The following is a 20712-nucleotide window of genomic DNA, read 5'->3' on the forward strand; positions in this document are numbered from 1 at the left end:
ATCCGGAAAAGACACGACTACGGCCCCCCAATCGAGGACGCCCCGATCGTGTCGACCCCATGGCAACCCGAGCGCCAGCAAGCGTCTCCTGTGCACGATACCCATCAACTCCGCAACACGGCGATGTAGAGCAAGTCCATCACCAGGATGGCCGTGACCGCACCCACCATGGTTCGGGTCGCGGCCTGCGCGATGCCCTGTGGACTGCGCCCAGCGCGCGTGCCATTGACCGTCGCGATCAGCGCGATGAGGATCGCGAACAGGAGTGGCTTGATCAACGCCTCGATCAGTGCGGCGGTACTCAAGGCGCGCCGCAGCGAGTCGAGCAGGAGCGCCGGGGAGATCCCCGAGACCCCCCATAACCAGCCCCCAGCGGCGATGAAGGTGATCAAGGTCCCCCAGACCACGAAGGCAAAACTCATGATCAGCATCGCCAACAGAACGGGACCGGTGGTGAACTGCACCGGGTGGACGCCACTGGCCAATAATCCATCCATCTCACCGGTCACCGTGAGCGTCGCCTGACGCACCGCGAGCGCCACTCCAGCCCGTCCCGCCACCAAGATCCCGACCAGGATCGGCACCAGTTCCATGACGGTCGCATAGGTCAGGGAGAGGACAATCAAGCCCGGGAGATCGATATGGTTAAGGATGGCCTCGATCTGATGGCCCAAGATCAACCCGAGCGCAACACTGATCAAGGTGATCGCCGGCAGAATCGACAGACCGGCTTGCCGCAATGAGGCCACGAACGCCGGCAGATCGAGCCGCGCACGTCCAAACAGAATGCCCACATACAAGGACACGCAGCTCGCCAGGGCCACGCCCGCGAAACCAATCTCTTTGATCCACCCCGTCGGCCCACTGAAGGGTCCACCAGGTCGCTGATCGGCCACCCCAGTCAACTGATCCCGCCCTCCTCTGAGTCCCACGCCATCTTAGGCGATTTCCGCCGCCCTCGAAACGCCGCCCGAATCTTTGGCGCCTAGGGCGATCCGATGATGGGCCAGATGCACGACATCGCTGACCTCGCGCCCCCTCGCCGCCCGCCGCTCCGATCGCGGCCACACCCCTCGCCGAGCCCGAGATCGATGACCAACTGATCCAGCTCAAGGCCACCTTGGAGCTCGACATCGGGGCCGCCGAGCCGACCCTCGACAGCCTACGCGGCGGAACCCGAGACAGCGAACTGGAGCAGGCGATCGCGCGACTGCGTGCGCAGGTGGCGTCTGCTTGCCGCTCACCGAGTTCTGGCGGATCGCCAGGCGTTCGGGCCTCGAAGGGGGGATCTGAGCGAAGCTGAATTTACGGACTTTTTACGGGAGCCGATGCCGAGGACATGGAAAATGTCCGCCGATGACCCATCGGTTTGGATTCTCCCTCGCATGCAGGCCGCGCTGGTCGCTCGAACGCTTGGAATCTTCCTTGTGCTCTTCAGTGCGGCCTTGTTGCCGCCGCTAGCGGTTGCGCTCAGTTACGGCGATGGCAAGGCGGATCACTTCGCGCTGTCCTTGCTGGTGAGCCTCGCTGTCGGCCTGATGCTCTGGTTGCCGCTGCTGAGTAACCGCCAAGCGATTCGCAACTACGACGGGTTCGTCATCGTGGCCATGTTTTGATCGCGATGAGCCTGCTCGGCAGCCTGCCCCTGATGATTGGGCTAGGCCTGGATCCGGTCGATACGGTTTTCGAATTGGCAGTGGGTCTCGCTCCGCCCCTATTGGGATAGTCCGGAGGTCAGGGCCTTTCTCGGTGTCGTGCTGATCTGCCGTCGATGACGGCCCTCCTCGGTGCTCATCCCATATCCCGATCGGCAAGACACACGCGGTTTCTGCCCCCGGTCTTGGCCGCGTAGAGTGCATCGTCGGCCTGTTTGATCCAGGCATCGTCGCTTTCGTGAGGCCGGTATTCCGCTACGCCGACACTCACGGTGACCGTGCCAACCTCGGGGAACGTTCGGGCGGCCACCAGTGCCCGCAACGTCTCGGCCGCGTGCATCGCCTCACGCGCCCCGCGGTGCGGCATTAGGATCACGAACTCCTCCCCACCCCAACGAGCCAGAACGTCAACCTCGCGCAGATGGCGGCCGATCACACGGGGCAACTCGATCAAGATGCGGTCGCCCACGAGATGACCGTGGGTGTCGTTGATTGCCTTGAAGCAATCGAGATCAAGCAACAGCAGCGATACCGGCACGCCGTCACGCACAGCGCGTGCAATCTGCGCCGCGAGCGCGTCCTCGAAATAGGACCGGTTCCAAACGCCGGTCAGGTGGTCCGTAACGGCGAGTCGTTGGAGCTCAGCATTGGCCTTGCTCAGCGCGCGATTCGCCGTTTCCGCCGCATCCCGCGCCTGGACCAGTTCGGCCTCGACGCGCTTGCGCACGCTCACGTCGACGAAGGAGCAGATCAGCCGGTCGTCGAGGATGGTGCCGCCGATGACGATGTCCTTGACCTGCCCGTCGCGGCTCGTCACGCGAAATTCGTGCGGCGTCACCTGCCCCTGCTGCGCGGCGGCCTGGGCGAGCGCCGCGGTCCATCGGTCGAGGACGGCACGGCGATAGTCTTCGTCAGGATAGGCCCGCTCGAACCACTCCTCGTGGGTGGGAATCTCTTGCGGTGTCCAGCCGAACAGCCGATCGAATGCGCTATTGCGATAGAGAATCCGTTGGTCCGACTCCAAGCTGGCCACCGCGATGGCGACCGGCAGATCCTGCAGCATCTTACGGATGAACTCAGCGCTGCGCTTCGCCTCGCTCTCGGCGCGCTTCAGGGCGGTGATGTCCCGCGACATCCCGAGCAACTCCACCGGGGTCCCGTTCGCGGCGAACACCGGCAAGACATGGACATCGCACCAAATGGTCGAACCGTCCTTGCAGCGATATTCGAGCTCGTTTCGTGTCCGCTCCGGCGAACGTCCGGATTGTAGCAAAGCCGCCATGCGCGAGAGGTAATCCAGCGTGATCGCCACGGACGGCGGCGTCAGGATGTCCTCGAGCGGCTGCCGCATGGCCTCCTCCGGGGTGAAGCCGCGCAGTCGCTCCACCGATGGACTGACATAGGTGATCTGTCCATCCAGCGACATGGTCCAGATGACATCCGATGCGTTCTCGGCGAGCAAACGACAGCGTGCCTCGCTCACCTGCAGCCGCTCCTCGGCCTGTTGCCGCGCCTGTACGATCGCGCTCGGCGTGTCTTGGTTCTTGTCCGGCACGTCCATCACAGCTTCCTTGGGATCTCCTGGGACCGGGGAATCCGACATGACGCCCCTCCGCGTCCAACACGCGGCAGATCGGTGCTGTCGCCCAGCCGCTGCGCGGATCGCCGACGACATCGTCTGTTGGCGTAGAGTCATGGTAGTGCACTGGAGTTCATGTGGTGGTGCTACACGATAACAAAACGCCAGCGTGGGAGAGACTCGCGAGCCTGATTGTCCTTGAGATCGCTTGGATGATGAGCCTTGCAACCGAGGTGCCCCAGTTCGTTATTGATGAGGTAGGTCGCGCCTCAAAAAACCGGTCGCTTCGAGATGAGCACGGTGCTGGCGGTCGAGCTTGACACCGGCTGGGTTCGGGAGGCGCGCTCAGGGCCGGATGAAGTGCACCTTCTCACCCAGTTCGGCGGCCTGCTCACGGGCACTGGCGGTGCGTGCCCAGGCGAGCAGGTCGCGCAGGCCCAGGCGGTCGTGATCGTCGCAGGCGGCAGCCTGCTCCAACCGCTCCAGGGCGGCCGCGGGGCGGCCCAGACGCAACAGCAGAAAGCCGGCGCCCTTCTGGGCCAGCAGCAGAAACCGGGTCAGGGTCATGGAGCGCACCGCCGCCGCACCGAGTTCGGCCGGCCCGAGCGCACGCCAGTCCGAGCTCAGCCCAAGTTCCGCCGCCGCCGCAACGATGGCCCGATCGGCCACCAACAGGGCGTCCTCGTAGCGCTGGCGATAGTAGTAGAAGCGATATAAGGCGACCAGCACGCTAAGATGATCTGGCGCCTGCAGATAGGCCCGCAAAAGCGCCAGCTCGGCGGTATCGGTATCGGCCTCGCTGCCGTAGGCGGCAGCGGCAGCGGCGATTAGGGCGGCGGCCGAAGCAGGCAGTGGGTGGTCGAAGTACATCGCTTCGCCGGTAAAGTCGTGCAGATCCATGGGTCGCTCCGTTCAGGTTCTCGTCGGGCCGGGTGCCGCGACGCTCTTCGTCATCACGCCCTCCCGCGGGCAGGTGCCGCCGTGCAGCGTTGGTCGTTGATGTCGACCTGGGGGCCGGCATGGGACGCGGGGATCTTCATCGACAGATCTCCGTAGACCACGACCGCGGACAGCAATAGGTCACACGCAGCAAAGCCCGAGCCAGCCTTTGATATCGCTGTTCCGATCGGGTCCTATCGCCAACGGCGGGGGCTAGCTGGGGGCTTTGTGACAGCCTCCCAGGGTGTTGACTGTCATCTCTGCGACAGACACGCACGATTGTGTTGGGACCATCTTGGACGCGTGAACGAATCGAAGTCATCCGTAACGAGATCATGGTGGAAACCACTGGGCAGGCATGGCGGAGCGGTTCATGCCTGGGCCAACCACGCGTCACCTCGGCTGGTGGTCTTGCCTGTCTGGCGCGGGGCGTGGAGCGCTGGCTGGGCTGGGATCACTTCCTGGTGCGCGGCTGCGAGAAGGTGCGCGGGGGAATGGCCTTCTTGGTTCACTGTTACAACTTCCGACGACTGCTGAGTCTCTTCGGCGTCGCGGGCCTCATCGCCCTGTGCCGGGCGCAACGCAACGCGGGCGCAGACGGGGAGATGGTCTCGTCGTGCGTTTCGGCGTGCTCCCCGGGGTGCTCAAGCGCTTCCATGAGTCGATCCGGAGTCTTGCTGAGTGTTTTCGCTACCCCAAGCTTAGACCCGTCCCATCACGCCCTGCTCATGCTGCGGTGCGCTGGTACGCGAGGACGCGCCGCCCGATCGCGCGAGCGAAGACTTGCACGGTCTCGGTGTCATGGAAGCGGACAACCCGGTTCTGTTCGATTTTCATGGGAAGTGGTTTGGTGTGTCGCTCAGGGAAAGCGCAGCAGGATAGCCGGCCAGGTCGGAGGGCGTCACGGGAACCTGCGCGCGATCTGGGCATGCTCTTGACGCTGAGTCATCCTCCGGTCTCGGGGCCTCCGCCCGGCCGCCGGCGTGATGCTGGTAACCCGATAACAGCAAATCAATCAGAGAGACAGAATCATGCGTGCACCTGCTCTTTGCCTGCTCGCCGGCGCCCTACTGGCTGCAAGCGGCCCTGTAGCCGCGGAATGGCGCGTCCTGGAAGAAGCCCGCGAGATCATCAATATCTCCTCGGTGCTGTCAGGTCGCCCCGACTTACCCGTCCAGACGTATAAGAGCGCCGGTGACAATCCGGTCCCGGACGATGTCTGGCCGTCGTACGAATTGAGCCTGCCGTTTCTCAAGAACACCACGCGCAACCTGCAGTTCAACGAATCGGCATTCCTGGCTTCTCCGGGCGCGCCCATCGGTGTCACGTCCTATATCACGACTCCGGACGGCTACACCTGGGCGGCTATGTCCGAGGCCATCAATGCTCTATGGCCTTACGATCCGGCGGCGTATGACCCTCCATCCAGTATCAACACGTATTTTGCCGGCAACTTCGAGGTCACGCCGCCGCCCGGCGTGGTCAAGGTGACCGTCAACTACAAGGGTCAGAACATGAAGTTCTGGGCGTATGCCGGCGGCGCCGCACCTGGCCGGGGTTCGGTCGCGTTGGACCGCTATTTCGTCACGGACGCATGGGGCAACGAGTACATCATGCACGCGTCAGGCGAGCGCGATGCGGCCGACGTGCGTGCGGCGTTCGATCGAGCGGTCCTGCCGCCCGGCTGGAGAAAGTCCATCCGGCGACTGGGCCGCGACCTTGTGCTCCGGCCCGCGGTAAGTGACGACCCCAACGCGCGCTTCCACTACCTCGTCATCCGCGACAGCGCGGATAACACCTACCATCAGGTCGGCTGGAGCAGGCGCGGCTCGCTCGCGGCTCAGGTGCCGGGAATGCCGATCTGGGGGAGCCTGGGCCGCGACATCCTGACCGGCGACGCCGACGGTGTGCGCGACGACCTGATGTACGGCGGAGGCGGCGGCGACCTGTTCCGGCCGGGACTCGGCACGAACACCGTCTGGGGCAGCAGCCAGGCCGTAGACACGGTAGAGTTGCCGGGATGGCTCGGCGACTACATGCTCGTGTGGCAGAGCGAGGACGGGGCGTCCTTCTCACTCTCCGGTTCGGACTCTTTTCATACGCTCCACCACATCGACAGGCTACGGTTCAAGGATGGAGGCACTGTGAGGGTGGCGGACTTCCTCGGCCGGCCGCGAGTCCGCGATCCTAGGTGTTACTGGCCACCTAAACTGGCCCACAAACGGCCACTTCTTTTGAACCATCCCGGAGTGTGCTTTTAGGTTGTGCAGCCTCAGACTGCGCGGTTTTTTTCCGGTTGGGGATGCAGGAGCAGGAGTGGGTCATGAGTCACCATCCCCCGGCAAAGCCGGGGGATGGTGACTTTAGAACCCGTGGCCACCTTCCTTCTAGACCTGGGCGGCCCCTTTCTCCGAAATACGCAAGCGTTGCTTCGCTCAAGTGCGGCTCTGGTTGGTTGCTGATGGGTGGGGCTTGGGTCGGTGCGGTGGATGCAGATAGGTAGGCCGGCAGTGCGCCCTGCCGCTCGGCTGGTCTGACGCCGCTGGCGTTCAGGTCCAGGCGGTCGTGATCGTCGCCGGCAACAACCTGCTCCAGCCCATCCGGGGCGGCCTAGGCGCAACGCAGGTGCCGTCGTGCAGCGTTGGTCGTTGATGTCGACCGGGGGGCCGGCATGGGACGCGGGGATCTTGATCGGCAGATCTCCGTAGACAACGACCGCGGACAGCAATTAGGTCACACGCAGCAAAGACCGAGCCAGCCTTTGATATCGCTGTTCCGATCGGGTCCTGTCGCCAACGGCGGGTGCTGGCTGGGGGCTTTGTGACAGTCTCCCAGGGTGTTGACTGTCATCTCTGCGACAGACACGGACGATTGTGTTGGGACCATCCACCTCGGCTCAGGCGCGCACCAACTCGATGGATCGCCCGTGTGGACTCACCGTCGTGCTGCTTGCGGTGCGCTCGGCCATCGGCGGTTGATCGGCGCGCCGGTCGAAGATGACCAGCCAGCCGCTGCTCAACCCCAGACCGGCCAGATAGCCGTCCAGTTGGATCAACCCCTCGGTCAGCGGGTCCGGTGCGCCGTCGCGCCAGACCTTGAGTTCCATCCCCAGGGTGACCGCGCCATAGCGTAGGCACAGATCCATCCGCCCCATGCCGATGGCGTATTCGCGCTCCAACGTCCCGCCGCCGTTGACCACCCGATGCAGGAAGGCCATCAGGACCAGATGCGGGGCGATCTCGTGATAGGGCGCGCTGCGCAGCAGGGGCTCGCCGTGTTGGCGCCAGAAGGCGAGGAAGGCTTCCAGCAAAGCAGTAGGATTCAGGCTACCGTCGGCGTTGAGCCAAGTTGGATAGATTTGTGGCAGGGAGGCTTGCGGGGTAAAGGCCAGAGTGCGCGGTAGGACCTCGCGGTAGATCGGGTTGGCGATCGTCAAGCCGCCGTTGCCCTGGCGCAGTAGGCCTAGGTCGAGCAGATACTGGATGTCGTCGTCCGGGACGTCGCCCAAAGCGGTGCCGGCGAGCATCGGCTCGATGACATGGCGAACTCGGGGTTCCCGCAGCTTATACGCGAGCTGATCGAGATGGGTGACGCGCTCCAGGATCAGCGCCTCCTTGGCCTGATCGATCAGCGCCAGGGTGATAGGCCGGGTCCGATCGCGTCCCTCGGGCAACTCAAAACAGGCACGGTAAGCCAGGGTATTGACCAACCAGGGCTGGCCTTGGGTGAGGTCCCAGACCCGGTCCAGTGCCTCGGAGGTGAAGACCTGCCCGGTCTCGGCGGTATGCCGCAGCAGTAAGGTCCGCACCTCCGCGGCACTGAAATCATCCAGCCGCAACGACTTGGCCTTGATGTTGAAGGCGCTGCCGCCGGTGATGGGATCACGCTCTGAGCTCCCATGGATGCGGTAGTCGCGCAGATCGCGCACCCCGCAGAGGATCAGGGTCTGCGGGAAGCCGTTCGGACGCTGGGTGTAGCCGGCGCGCACCTGGCGCAGCAGCGAGATCAGGGTGTCGCCCACCAGGGCATCGACCTCGTCGAGCAGCAGCACCGCGGGGCGTGCGTCAGCAGCCGCCCAGTATTCCAACAGTTGAAAGAGCCGATCGCCGGCCGGCACCAGCGCTCCGTCGGCCCGAACCCAGTTATTCAGCCGCGAGTCTTGCAGATAATGTTGCGCAGAACGCGCGAGCACACTGCAGATGATGGCCATGCCGCGCTCGACATCCTCGCGTGCCGCCTGCGCCCCTTCGATGTTGGCGTAGCAGGCCCGATAAAGGCCTGTGCGATTCAGATGGTCCATCAGCGCCAACAGACAGGTAGTCTTGCCAGTCTGGCGCGGGGCGTGGAGCAGGAAATACTTCTTCTGCTCGATGAACGTCAGGATTTCGTTCAGATCCCAGCGTTCGAGCGGTGGCAGACTGTAGTGGTCCGTTGGTCGAACCGGCCCTTCGGTGTTGAAAAAACGCATCTCAGGGTCTCCGGGACTCGGGGCAGATGGAATCGACTAACCACCATGCGGACCCTGATCCGTCTGGTGCGGTGGTGTGATTCACCTTACTGCTCTCGGCACGGATCAGTTGCAGCGCTCGGGACGTCTGGTGGACTCGTCTAAGGGGAGCGCTTGCAGGGTTGAGTCCGGGCCATCGCAGGGTCGTGGCGAGCAGGGACTCAAGCTTCAGCGGCTCGAAGGTGCAACGAAATCATAATCGAAGCGGCCCATCATCACCCACCACCTGGCCATGATTTGACGTGCCATGAAGCGGATTGGCAGGCTGTACTCACAGCGAACCCTGCTGGTGCCCACCTTGCATTGACCCGACATGGATGCTTGCCTATTATTTAGTAATCAGTTGAAACCTCGCTGTTGCCGCAGCGACAGATGGATTGCATCAGGCGCTGTGGCCTCCCGAAGCGAATGAGTTGTCAGATTGCGATCAGCTTAGGATGACTCAGGTCGCGGTCGATCTCTCGAATTGACGATCGCGCTCACAACACCCTCCGCGACCTCATGGATTTCGGAGAATCAGTCAGGGATTTTCGATCGTGATCGCACGTCAACGCCTGATTCCGCTTGTTGTCTTGTTGCTGGTACTTTCCACCGCTGGCGGCGGCCTGGCCTGGTACCTCAATCGTTCGGAGCCAGATCGCTCCATCCTCACCCTCTACGGCAATATCGACATCCGTCAGGTCCAGCTCGCGTTCAACGATGCCGATCGGATCACGGAGATCCACGTCGAGGAAGGCGACCGCGTCACCCGGGGGCAACTGGTCGCAAGTCTTGACCTGGCGCGTTTCCAGCATTCAGTCGCCCTTTCCCAGGCCGACCTAGCCGCACGTCAGGCGACCCTAGATCGGCTGCGTGCCGGGAGCCGGCCGCAGGAGATTGCCCAGGCCCAAGACGCGGTCGATGCCGCCGAGGCGGCGCTGCGCAACGCCCAGGGCGTCTCGAAGCGGCAGCAGGGCCTGGCGCAGAAAGGCTTCGTCTCGGCACAAGAGCTCGACGATGTGGCCGAGATCCTGAAGACCGCCGAGGCGAATCTCAAGCGGACTCAAGAGGCCCTGGAGCTGGCGCGCTTGGGTCCACGTGTCGAGGAGATCAACGCCGCCGCGGCCGAGGTACAGGCCAGCCAGGCGGCGCTGGCGCTCGCCGAGAAGGCACTGAACGACGCGAAACTGATGGCTCCCGAAGCAGGTGTGATCGAGAACCGCATCCTGCAGGTCGGGGACATGGCCTCACCGCAGATCCCCGTTGTCACCATTGCGCTGGATGACCCGGTCTGGGCGCGCGTTTATGTGCCCGAGCCCGAGCTGGGCCACCTGCAGCCCGGGATGCGCGCCGAGATCTTCTCCGACAGTTTTCCCAATCAGCCGTTTCCGGGCTGGATCGGCTCCATCTCGCCGACCGCCGAGTTCACCCCGAAATCCGTCCAGACCACCGAACTGCGCACACAATTGGTCTATCGCGTCCGCGTCTTCGCCTGCAACCCGGAGGGCCGGCTGCGCTTGGGGATGCCGGTGACCGTACACGTTCCCATGATCGATAACCCGCCCCGCGCGGTCGCCAGCGATGTCTGCCAAGACTGAGCTGGCGCTCGTGCTGGCGGGTGTCGACAAACAGTTTCGCCAGGGCAAGCGATCGACCCAGGCGCTCACACAGCTCAGTGTGCAGGTGCAGCGTGGGCGGATCACCGGTCTGATGGGGCCGGATGGGGCCGGCAAGACCACCTTGATGCGTCTGGCCGCGGCACTGCTGCATCCGGATGCTGGCGAAGTTCAGGTGCTGGGGCTCGATACCCGCACGCAAGCGTCTCTGATCCAACAGCAAATCGGCTACATGCCGCAGCGCTTCGGCCTCTACGAGGAGCTGAGCCTGCGCGAAAATCTCGATCTCTACGCCGACCTGCAAGGACTTCCGGATGCCGAGCGAGCGGCCCGTTGCGCCGAGCTGCTGCGGCTCACCGCGCTCAGCCCCTTCGCCGCGCGCCGCGCCGGCGACCTCTCCGGCGGCATGAAACAGAAGCTGGGGCTGGCCTGTACCCTGCTGCGGGCGCCGACACTGCTGCTGCTTGATGAACCGACGGTGGGCGTCGACCCGATCTCGCGGCGCGAGCTCTGGTCGATCATCCAGACGCTGCACGGGCAAGGGGCGACCGTGCTGGTCAGCACCGCCTATCTGGACGAGGCCGAGCGTTGCGACGACATCATCCTGCTCGATCAGGGTCGGTGCTTGGCGCAGCAGCCTCCGGCGGCCTTTACGGCCCCACTCGCCGGTCACTGCTGGCGGGTACGCCATGCCGGAATGCATCGTCGTGCCTTGCAGGAGAGCTTGCTGACTCGCCCCGGGGTCCGTGACGCGACCCTGCAGGCCGAGGGCGTGCGGGTGCTGCTCGCGGAGAACCCGCCACAGCCGGCACCAGACGAGGACTGGCAACCGCAACCGCCGCGCTTCGAGGATGCCTTCATCAGCCTGCTGTCGCCACCGTCCACGCCAGGACAACCAGCGCCAGCGATGTCCACGCCATCGCGTGATCAGCGCGCATCAGACCCAGTGCCGCGATCCTCGGCTGTAACTGTCGATGGGGGCATGGCCCCGGCGCCGCGCGCGGGATCGACACAGCCACCCGCCGCGACTTCGTCATCCGAACCGGTGATCGAGGTTCAGAATCTGCGCCGATCCTTCGGCAGCTTCGAGGCCGTCAAGGACATCAGCTTCTCGGTGACACGCGGCGAGGTCTTCGGTCTGCTCGGAGCGAATGGGGCCGGCAAGACCACCACCTTTCGCATGCTTTGCGGGCTGCTGCCGGCCAGCTCGGGCGTGCTGCGCGTCGCCGGTGTCGATGTGCGTCAGGCGACCGCAACGGCGCGCGCCCGGATCGGCTATGTCGCACAGAAATTTGCCCTCTACGGCAACCTGAGCACGCAGCAGAACCTCCACTTCTTCGCCTCCGCCTATGGGTTGCGCGGCGCACGGCGCCAGGCGCGTTTGGCCTGGGCCGAGCAGGAATTCGCGCTCACCGACTATCTCGGCACCAATACCGGCGCGCTGCCACTCGGCTTCAAGCAACGCCTTGCCCTGGCCTGCGCGCTGATGCACGAGCCGCGGATCCTGTTCCTGGACGAGCCCACCTCGGGCGTCGATCCGCTGGCGCGACGCGCCTTCTGGCGGCGGATCAATCATCTCGCCGAGTCGGGCGTCACCATCATGGTCACCACCCACTTCATGGACGAGGCCGAGTATTGCGACCATCTGGTGTTGATGTCGCGCGGTGAGGTGCTGGCCTTCGGCTCGCCACAGGCGATCCGGGCACAGGCGACGACGCCAGACCACCCAGAACCGAGCATGGAGGACGCTTTCGTCCAGCTCATCCAGACCCACGAGTCTGATTCCCGGCAGGCGGCATGAGGGGGCGCGGATGAACCGCCAACGGCTCCGTGGTCTGATCCGTAAGGAGTTTCTACAGGTGCTGCGCGATCCCTCGGCGATTGCCATCGCCTTCGTGCTGCCGGTCATCCTCTTGCTCTTATTCGGCTACGGCGTCTCGTTGGATGCACGCGAGGTGCCGATCGCCGTGGTCATCGACTCACCGACCCCGCAAACCGCGAGCTTCGTCGCTGGTCTGGACTATTCGCCCTACTTCGCGCCCAGGTACGTCGCCACCGCCGCCGCGGCGAGTGAGGCACTGATGGCCGGCCAGGTCAGCGGGATTCTGTGGCTGCGCGGCGATTTTGACCGGCTGCTGCTGACCGGCCGAACCGCGCCGATTGGGGTGTGGCTGAACGCGGTGGATGCGAATCACGCGACCCTGCTCCGCGGTTATCTGGAGGGCGTCTGGCAGGACTGGATGTTGATCCAGGCCGAAACCGCGGGCCTTGCACTGGCGATGCCGGTGGTGGCCGAGCCGCGCATCTGGTTCAACCCAGCGGTGCGCAGCCGTGATTTCCTGGTGCCCGGGCTGATCGCGGTCATCATGACCCTGATCGGCGCACTGCTGACCGCCCTGGTGATTGCCCGCGAGTGGGAGCGCGGCACCATGGAGGCGCTGATGGCCAGTCCCGTCACCATGGGCGAAATCCTGCTTGGTAAGCTCATCCCCTATTTCTTGCTCGGCATGGGCGGACTGCTGCTGTCGGTGGCGATGGCGGTGTGGCTGTTCCAGGTGCCGCTAGTCGGCAGCTTCTGGCTGCTGGTGCTCTGCTCGGCGTTGTTCCTGCTGGTGGCACTGGGCATGGGACTGTTGATCTCGACCCTGGCCAAGAACCAGTTCGTGGCCGGACAGGTCGCGATCATCGTCACCTTTCTGCCGGCCTTCATCCTCTCCGGCTTCATCTTCGATATCCGCTCCATGCCCGAAGCGGTGCAGATCATCACCCATCTGGTGGCGGCGCGCTTCTATGTCGCCATCCTGCAGACGCTGTTCCTGGCCGGCAATGTCTGGCCGCTGATCCTGACCAATGCCGCCGCCCTGCTGCTGATGATGCTGATCTTTCTGGGCATCACCCGCGCCAAGTCGCGCAAACGGCTCGACTAGGCGCTTCAGACCATGTGGGCACGCATCTTCGCACTGGTGATCAAGGAGTTCCTCGCCATCCTACGCGACAAGGCGAGCCGGATGGTGCTGATTGGCCCACCGGTGATCCAGCTGATGGTGTTCGGTTATGCCGCCAGCTTCGATCTGGAACACATCCCCTACGCGGTCCTGGACCAGGACGGGGGTGCCGCGGCGCGCGAGCTGGTGGCGCGCTTCGCCGGCTCGCCAAACTTCACCGAGGTGGCGCGCCTGACCCATCAGGGGCAGATCGCACCGCTGATCGACAACCGCGAGGTGCTGCTGGTGTTGCGCCTCGATGCCAACTTCAGCCGCGATCTGCTGGCAACGCACGCCGGCAACGGCCCGGCGCGGGTGCAGGTGCTGATCGATGGCCGCAACTCCAACACCGCGAGCCTGGCGTTGAACGATGTCACCAGCATCCTGATGCGCTTCAATCGCGACTGGGCGGCGCGACATGGCCAGCGTGGTCCGCCAGCGGAGCTGGTGGTGCACGCCTGGTTCAATCCGAATCTGCAGTCACGCTGGTTCATCGTGCCGGGTATCGTCGCGCTCCTGACCCTGGTGGTGACGCTGCTGGTCACCGGCCTGTCGGTGGCGCGCGAACGTGAGATGGGCACCTTCGATCAATTGCTGGTCACGCCGCTGCGGCCACACGAGATCCTAATCGGTAAGGCGGTCCCGGGATTTGTCATTGGACTGCTGGAGGCCGGCTTCATCGTGCTGATGGCGGTGCTCTGGTTTCAGGTGCCCTTCGTCGGCAGTCCGCTCGCGCTCTTACTGGGGCTCTCCCTGTTTCTGCTCGCCGCCATCGGGATCGGGCTGATGATCTCCTCGCTCGCCGTGACGCAACAACAGGGCCTGCTCGGGGTGTTCCTCTTCCTGGTGCCGGCGATCATCCTGTCGGGCTTCGCGACGCCCATCGCCAACATGCCGGAGGCGGTGCAGGCGCTGACCTACCTGAACCCGATGCGCTACGTCTTGATCATCGTGCGCGGGGTGTTCCTGGAAGGCAGCACGATCAGGATGCTGATCCCCCAGTATTGGCCGCTGGCGCTGATGGCTCTATTCAGCATGGGCGCGGCGACCTGGCTGTTCCGACATCGGATGGGCTGAACCGATGGTCATCGTGATGGGGGCTGTTGTGCGGAGGACAGAGCATTCGAGTCGCGATGACAGCGGCGCGGTCCGGCCCGCGGCAAGGGTTGCGGGCGCGGGCATGGGAAGATGGCTATACTCGTCGACTTTCCCGAATTCGCTTTGCAGACAGCGAGACCGACATGCTGGACAAGAATTACGACCCCCGAGCACTCGAAACGAACTGGTACCGCCGCTGGGAAGATCAGGGCTACTTCGAGCCGTCCGAGCCATCTCACGCGGAGGCGACCGCAAGGCAGGGGGCGTACTGCATCATGATTCCGCCACCCAACGTGACCGGCAGCCTGCACATGGGGCACGGTTTCAACAACACCATCATGGACACCATGGTGCGCTATCACCGGATGAAGGGCGATCGCACCCTCTGGCAGCCGGGCACGGATCACGCCGGAATCGCGACCCAGATGGTGGTCGAGCGTCGGCTGGAGGCCGCCGGTCAAACCCGTCACGATCTCGGGCGTGATGCCTTCATCGAGCAGGTCTGGGAGTGGAAGCAGGAGTCCGGCGGACACATCACCCGCCAACTGCGCCGGCTCGGCTCCTCGCTCGACTGGCAGCATGAGCGATTCACCATGGACGAGGGGCTCTCCAACGCCGTGCGCGAGGTTTTCGTGCGGCTGTTCGAGGAGGGACTGATCTATCGCGGCAAGCGTCTGGTCAACTGGGATCCAGCTCTGCACACGGCCGTCTCCGATCTGGAGGTCCTCTCCGAGGAAGAGTCCGGCCACATGTGGGACATCCGTTACCCCTTGGCGCTGCCGCCCGGCGCAACGGGGCCGGCGCATCTGGTGGTCTCGACGACGCGTCCCGAAACCCTGCTCGGCGACTGTGCGGTAGCTGTCAATCCGGAGGACGAGCGCTACCGCCACCTGATCGGTGAATTCGTCGAGCTGCCGCTGACCGGGCGGCGCATCCCCATCATTGCCGACGAGCACGCCGACCCCGAGTTCGGGACCGGCTGCGTGAAGATCACCCCCGCGCACGACTTCAACGACCATCAGGTCTGGCTGCGCCATCGCGACGAAACCGCGATCGCCGAGCAGCCGCATGGCGGTCTGATCAACATCCTCACCCCGGATGCCGCGATCCGCGCCAACCAGCCCGAGGAAGGCACGCTGCTGCCCACCGTCTATGTCGGGCTCGACCGCTACGAGGCGCGCAAACGGATCGTTGCAGATCTCGACGCGCTCGGCCTGCTTGCCGCGGTGAAGGAGCACCGGCTTCAGCAGCCACGCGGTGACCGCTCGGGCGCCGTCATCGAGCCCTATCTGACCGATCAGTGGTACGTGCGCGTTACCCCGCTGGCGGCACCGGCGATCGCCGCGGTCGAGGACGGGCACATCCGTTTCGTTCCGGACAACTGGAAGAACACCTATTACGACTGGATGCGCAACATCCAGGACTGGTGTATCAGCCGTCAGATCTGGTGGGGGCACCGGATTCCGGCCTGGTACGATGTCGAGGGCAACGTCTATGTTGGCCGCTCGGAGGATGAGGTGCGCACGCGCCACGGCTTTGGCTCCGAGGTCGTCCTGCGTCAGGACTCGGATGTGCTCGACACCTGGTTCAGCTCGGCACTCTGGCCCTTCAGTACGCTCGGCTGGCCCGAGCGGACCGACCGTCTGAACGCCTTCTATCCAACCTCGGTGCTGGTCACCGGGTTCGACATCATCTTCTTCTGGGTCGCCCGGATGATCATGATGGGGCTGAAGTTCATGGGTGATGTCCCCTTTCGGGACATCTACATCCACGGCTTGGTGCGCGACGCCCACGGCGACAAGATGTCCAAGTCCAAGGGCAATGTGCTCGACCCCATCGATCTGATCGATGGCATCGAACTCGAAGCCCTGGTCACGAAACGGACCCAGGGCATGATGCAGCCGCATCTGGCCGAGAAGATCGCCAAACAGACCCGCAAGGACTTTCCCGACGGCATTCCCGGCTTCGGCACCGATGCCCTGCGCTTCACCTTCGCCGCGCTGGCCACCACCGGGCGCGACATCAAATTCGACCTGGGTCGGATCGAGGGTTATCGCAACTTCTGCAACAAGCTGTGGAACGCCTCGCGCTACGTGCTGATGAACACGGAGGATCAGGACTGCGGCCAACAGGGCGGCGAGTTGGAGCTGTCCGCGGCGGACCGCTGGATCCGCGCCCGTCTCAACGGTACCACCGCCACGGTCACGGAGGCCATCGAGGGCTACCGCTTCGACCTCGCCGCCCAGGCGATCTATGACTTCACCTGGAACGCCTTCTGTGATTGGTATCTGGAGCTCTCCAAGCCGGTACTGACAGGCATGAGCGCAAGCGAGGCCGCCAGACGCGGCACCCGCCGCACCCTAGTCGAGACCCTGGAGACCCTGTTGCGCCTCGCCCACCCCATCATGCCCTTCATCACGGAGGAGATCTGGCAGAAGGTCGCGCCGCTGGCCGGCGTCCAGGGCGAGACCATCATGCTCGCACCCTACCCGGTCGCCGCCGCGGGCGCGGATGATCCCGCGGCCGTGGCCGAGATCGAGTGGGTCCAGCAGGTCATCCTCGGGGTGCGCCGGATCAAGGGCGAGATGAACATTGCCCCCGGTAAACCGCTGCCGGTGCTGATCGCCAACGCCTCCGCGCAGGACCAGACCTGGCTCGCCGTCGCCCGGCCCTACCTGGATTTCCTCGCCCGCATCGAGTCCGTCACCCTGCTCGCGGACGAAGCGAGCGCGCCCGAGTCCGCGATCGCACTCGTCGGCGCCATGAAGATCCTGATCCCGATGGCTGGCCTCATCGACAAGGATGCCGAACTCAAGCGTCTCGACAAGGAGATCGGCCGCCTGACCGACGAAATCGCCCGCATCGATCAGAAACTCGCCAACCCGAACTTCGTCGACAAGGCCCCGGCCGCGGTGGTCGAGAAGGAGCGCGCCCGACTTGCCGAGCAGTCGACGGCGATCGGCAACCTGCAGGCGCAACGGGAGAAGATTGCGGCGCTGTGAGCCGCGACGCCGGTCCGGAAGGCGATGGATCGGCCGGACAACGAAAAGCTCGAAGGACGCCGCGTTCAAGTCAGGGCCTTTTGTTCCCCCGAAGGCGCCGAGAGACGAATCCGAGGATCTACGGGCCGAGCTCGACCACCTGAGCCAACGGCTCGCCGAGTACCGGGGGGCGGTTATCGTCTGCCGTTCGCCTTCTCCACGAACGGGCGCCCATATCTCCGCCAGCTCGCAACCCGCAGCGGCATCTGGTTTTGCGATCTGCGTCGACCCGACAACCTCGGTCATCCGCTCGACGGTTGGTACACCCCGGATGGACTCATCGCTCTGCTCAAGCGTGACGAGGAGCGCGCCAACGCCGAACTCCAGGCCCAGCCCTTCCTATACGGCTTTTCGCTGTATCCTTTTCAGATCGCCGCCATCCAAATCTTCGATGCGGTGCGGATCTACGAGGCGTTGAAAGACATCACGGCCATGCAGCCCATGGTGGTCGACCCCAACATCAGCGTCACCCAGCTTGTACGCGAGCTGGCGACGGTCAGAGACGATACGCAGCGGGCCCTGGTGCGCGATGAGCGGCGACAAGGATCTCTTGAGCCTGGCCGACCGTTCGCCCTGTACAATCATCACGGCCGACCGGCTGCTCGATAGGTTGTCGCGCGATTAAGGACCTACGCATCTTGGACGGCCCCCTCGATCTGAATCCCGGGCGGATTGCCGCCCTTGGCGCATATCGCCGAGCCGCTAGACTAGACCAAGGTCTATACCAACCGATCCGGGTCAGCAATGCAAACCGCGAAACTGTTCAAGAACGGCCGCAGTCAGGCCGTGCGCCTGCCGGCGGAGTTCCGCTTCGAGGGCGAGGAGGTCCGGATTCGTCGCGATCCGGAGACCGGCGACGTGATCCTCAGCCCGCTGAACAAGTCGTTCGCGGATTGGCTCGAGGAGCGCGATCGTCTGCTGGCAAGCATGACGGAAGAGGAACGCAAGGAGCTGGACGAATTTATGACCGATCGGGATCAGGGCGAGGACGTGGAGCGCGACTGGCCATGAGCGGCCTGCTGATGCTCGACACCAATGCACTGTCCGCAGTCATGAAGGCCCGCTCCCCGGTCTTAGACCGGCGGCTTGCCAACAAGCCTTTTTGCATCTCGGTTGTGACCGAAGCGGAGATTCGCTTTGGTCTCGCGCACCGGCAGCAAAGGACCGGATTCTCCGCCTTGGCCGAGGGCGTGCTTGGCCGCATCGACATCCGCCCTTGGACCTCCACGACGGCGCGTCGATACGGTCCACTACGCGCCGAGCTCGCCGCCTTGGGTAAGCCTCTAGCCCCGCTCGACCTTATGATCGCCGCCCACGCCCTGGCCGAGGGGGCAACCTTGATCACCGCCGACCGCGCGTTCGCCCGGGTCCCCGGCCTGCCCATTCAAGACTACGAGCACGCATGACCGCCGTCACCCACGACATCGTCGCCAAGTTGTGGAACCTCCGCAACGTCCTCAAGGACGACGGGGTCACCTACCATCAATACGTCACCGAGCTGACCTATCTGCTCTTTCTCAAGATGGCCCGGGAAACCGGCAGCGAAGATCAGCTTCCCGAAAGCTACCGCTGGGCCGATCTGTAGGCCCAGCCCGCACCGAACCGGCTCGAGTTCTACAAGATCATGCTGATCCATCTTGGTACCCATGGCTCTCACCTGGTGCAGGAGATCTTCGCGAACGCCAGCTCATTCATCCGCAAGCCCGCGACACTCTCCACCCTGGTGGCCGAGATCGACAAGCTCGACTGGTACAGCGTGCACAAGGAGGGCTTGGGCGACCTCTACGAGGGGCTGCTGGAGAAGAACGCCAGCGAATGACGAACATCCTCAAGGAGCGCGGCCCCCTGACCGCTGAGTCGCTCTGGTCCGCCTCTCAGCTCCCGATCGACGAGTTCTACGACCAGCTCAAGGATGAGGTGGCCCGCGGTCTGTTGCGGGAGAACCGGAACGCGTCCGCGCACGCCCCTCGGATGCTGGAGGCCGTTGCGCGAGGCTGGACCGCCTCGTCATCCCGAGCTATCGCAACCTGCGCGGGTTCGAGATCGATTTCGACGAATCCCGGCCGACCACGGTCCTGCTCGGGCGGAACGGGACCGGAAAGTCGAACCTCGTCGAGGCCATCGTCGAGATTTTCCGCGAGCTGGAGCTAGGCGGCGCGCCGTCCTTCGCCTACCAGCTGAACGATGTCTGCCGTGAGCAAAGCATTCAGGTCGACGCGGACCCGGAGCGCACAGGCAAGCGCCTGACGATCAGTCTTCCTCAAGAACGAGGAGGAGCTGAGGGCACTAAGGGAGCCGGGAGAAGACGCGAAGACCCTATTCGGCTACCTGGAGAGCCTCTTCCTCTGCGACCTGATCGACGAGGTGCGGGTCACCGTCGAGCGAACCGAAGGCCAACGCGTCAAGTTCACCCAGATGAGCGAAGGCGAGCAGCAGGAGCTCATGCGGCTTGCAGACGAGCTCAATGAGTTGGGGATCTCGCGCACGCACCCGAATCCCTACTTCGAGCTATTCGCGAATGCAATGGCCCGCGGGCGACAGCCCGAGCCCGCAACGACCTTGTCCAAGGAGGAGATTCAGGCACAGGCCGCGCTGGCCGACGAAATCCTCGACGAGATCCTTGCGGATGAACGGGCCGACGAAGGTGGGAAGGACTCGTGAGGTACATCCCTTGAGCCGAGACGACGAGTTTCGTCGCCACCTGCTGTTGGCTGCCGCTAAATCCGGCTTGGTGATGCGCTCACTGCGCATTGGTCGCAGCTGTCATGACTCCCCCGCCCGACGTTTATGCACCTGCCGAATCTCGTCGTTGCGCCGCTCGATCTCGCGTCGAAACTCCCGCCGCAGGGCGGCGCTTTCGTGGCGGCGACGTTCGTTGGGTGTTTCGATCTGGAGCACGGGCACCTTCACGGGGCGTCCCTGGTCATCGACCGCGACCATCGTGAAATAGGACGTCATGGCGTGGCGGGTGGTCTTGTGGATGATGTCCTCGGCGATGACGCGAATCCCGACCTCCATCGAGGTGTTGCCAGTGTAGTTGATCGATGCCAGACAGGTGACGAGTTCGCCGACCCGCAGCGGCTGGCGAAAGAACACCTGATCGACCGAGAGGGTCACCACATAGCGATTGGCATAGCGCGCCGCGCAGGCATAGGCGACTTGATCAAGTAACTTCAGCGTTGCCCCGCCGTGGACATGACCCGCGAAATTCGCCATATCGGGTGTCATCAGCAGCGTCATCGTGAGTGTCTTATTCTGTGTGTCCATGGCCGGCTGTGATCAGAATTCCACTGCGATTGCGGGGTGGGTGGTCG

At 64.1% G+C, this 20712-nt stretch carries 19 protein-coding genes; 14 read left to right on the forward strand and 5 right to left on the reverse strand.

The window, feature by feature from the left end; all coding sequences use genetic code 11:
- Positions 1–104 precede the first annotated feature (104 nt).
- Complete coding sequence (locus CKO25_RS04990; RefSeq protein ID WP_200386872.1) at positions 105–896, reverse strand: ABC transporter permease; 792 nt, start codon at positions 894–896, stop codon at positions 105–107.
- A gap of 450 nt (positions 897–1346) precedes the next feature.
- Between CKO25_RS04990 and CKO25_RS04995 the strand changes: the two genes are divergently transcribed.
- Positions 1347–1616 carry a hypothetical protein gene (locus CKO25_RS04995; RefSeq protein WP_200386823.1) on the forward strand — a complete coding sequence of 90 codons (270 nt, stop codon included), beginning with the start codon at positions 1347–1349 and terminating at the stop codon, positions 1614–1616.
- Between the two features lie 175 nt (positions 1617–1791).
- On the opposite strand, the gene CKO25_RS05000 is transcribed toward CKO25_RS04995, so the two are convergent.
- Positions 1792–3258, reverse strand: coding sequence for a sensor domain-containing diguanylate cyclase (locus CKO25_RS05000; protein WP_200386824.1), 1467 nt, complete (start codon positions 3256–3258; stop codon positions 1792–1794).
- 321 nt (positions 3259–3579) lie between these two features.
- Positions 3580–4134: a hypothetical protein gene (locus CKO25_RS05005; RefSeq protein WP_200386825.1), complete on the reverse strand. Its 555-nt coding sequence runs from the start codon at positions 4132–4134 to the stop codon at positions 3580–3582.
- 1070 nt (positions 4135–5204) lie between these two features.
- On the opposite strand from CKO25_RS05005, the gene CKO25_RS05010 reads away from it, so the two are divergent.
- Positions 5205–6434 carry a hypothetical protein gene (locus CKO25_RS05010; RefSeq protein WP_200386826.1) on the forward strand — a complete coding sequence of 410 codons (1230 nt, stop codon included), beginning with the start codon at positions 5205–5207 and terminating at the stop codon, positions 6432–6434.
- 635 nt (positions 6435–7069) lie between these two features.
- On the opposite strand, the gene CKO25_RS05015 is transcribed toward CKO25_RS05010, so the two are convergent.
- Complete coding sequence (locus CKO25_RS05015; protein WP_200386827.1) at positions 7070–8641, reverse strand: P-loop NTPase family protein; 1572 nt, start codon at positions 8639–8641, stop codon at positions 7070–7072.
- 575 nt (positions 8642–9216) lie between these two features.
- Between CKO25_RS05015 and CKO25_RS05020 the strand changes: the two genes are divergently transcribed.
- The 12 genes from CKO25_RS05020 to CKO25_RS05075 all read left to right on the forward strand — a co-directional run bounded on the left by CKO25_RS05020 (position 9217) and on the right by CKO25_RS05075 (position 20059).
- Positions 9217–10257, forward strand: coding sequence for an HlyD family secretion protein (locus tag CKO25_RS05020; protein WP_200386828.1), 1041 nt, complete (start codon positions 9217–9219; stop codon positions 10255–10257).
- Complete coding sequence (locus CKO25_RS05025) at positions 10241–12076, forward strand: ATP-binding cassette domain-containing protein (protein WP_200386829.1); 1836 nt, start codon at positions 10241–10243, stop codon at positions 12074–12076. Before CKO25_RS05020 ends, CKO25_RS05025 begins: the two co-directional genes overlap by 17 nt.
- 10 nt (positions 12077–12086) lie before the next feature.
- Positions 12087–13202: an ABC transporter permease gene (locus tag CKO25_RS05030; RefSeq protein WP_200386830.1), complete on the forward strand. Its 1116-nt coding sequence runs from the start codon at positions 12087–12089 to the stop codon at positions 13200–13202.
- A 12-nt stretch (positions 13203–13214) separates the two neighbouring features.
- Complete coding sequence (locus CKO25_RS05035; protein WP_200386831.1) at positions 13215–14336, forward strand: ABC transporter permease; 1122 nt, start codon at positions 13215–13217, stop codon at positions 14334–14336.
- A 164-nt stretch (positions 14337–14500) separates the two neighbouring features.
- Positions 14501–17359 carry a valine--tRNA ligase gene (locus tag CKO25_RS05040; protein WP_200386832.1) on the forward strand — a complete coding sequence of 953 codons (2859 nt, stop codon included), beginning with the start codon at positions 14501–14503 and terminating at the stop codon, positions 17357–17359.
- A 24-nt stretch (positions 17360–17383) separates the two neighbouring features.
- Complete coding sequence (locus CKO25_RS05045; RefSeq protein WP_200386833.1) at positions 17384–18007, forward strand: hypothetical protein; 624 nt, start codon at positions 17384–17386, stop codon at positions 18005–18007.
- Positions 18008–18142: 135 nt separating this feature from the next.
- Complete coding sequence (locus CKO25_RS05050) at positions 18143–18409, forward strand: antitoxin (protein WP_200386834.1); 267 nt, start codon at positions 18143–18145, stop codon at positions 18407–18409.
- Positions 18406–18804: a type II toxin-antitoxin system VapC family toxin gene (locus CKO25_RS05055; RefSeq protein WP_242467419.1), complete on the forward strand. Its 399-nt coding sequence runs from the start codon at positions 18406–18408 to the stop codon at positions 18802–18804. The genes CKO25_RS05050 and CKO25_RS05055 overlap by 4 nt, the downstream gene beginning before the upstream one ends.
- Positions 18801–18983: a hypothetical protein gene (locus CKO25_RS05060; RefSeq protein ID WP_200386835.1), complete on the forward strand. Its 183-nt coding sequence runs from the start codon at positions 18801–18803 to the stop codon at positions 18981–18983. Before CKO25_RS05055 ends, CKO25_RS05060 begins: the two co-directional genes overlap by 4 nt.
- A 39-nt stretch (positions 18984–19022) precedes the next feature.
- Positions 19023–19217, forward strand: coding sequence for a hypothetical protein (locus tag CKO25_RS05065; RefSeq protein ID WP_200386836.1), 195 nt, complete (start codon positions 19023–19025; stop codon positions 19215–19217).
- A gap of 190 nt (positions 19218–19407) precedes the next feature.
- Positions 19408–19866, forward strand: coding sequence for an AAA family ATPase (locus CKO25_RS05070; RefSeq protein ID WP_338115069.1), 459 nt, complete (start codon positions 19408–19410; stop codon positions 19864–19866).
- Positions 19763–20059, forward strand: coding sequence for a hypothetical protein (locus CKO25_RS05075; protein WP_200386837.1), 297 nt, complete (start codon positions 19763–19765; stop codon positions 20057–20059). The genes CKO25_RS05070 and CKO25_RS05075 overlap by 104 nt, the downstream gene beginning before the upstream one ends.
- 102 nt (positions 20060–20161) lie before the next feature.
- Here CKO25_RS05075 and CKO25_RS05080 read toward each other — a convergent pair whose 3' ends face one another.
- On the reverse strand, positions 20162–20665 hold the full coding sequence (locus CKO25_RS05080; protein WP_200386838.1) for an acyl-CoA thioesterase: 504 nt from the start codon (positions 20663–20665) through the stop codon (positions 20162–20164).
- Between the last annotated feature and the right edge of the window lie 47 nt (positions 20666–20712).

It is taken from the genome of Thiocapsa imhoffii (assembly GCF_016583985.1).
GTDB lineage: Bacteria > Pseudomonadota > Gammaproteobacteria > Chromatiales > Chromatiaceae > Thiocapsa > Thiocapsa imhoffii.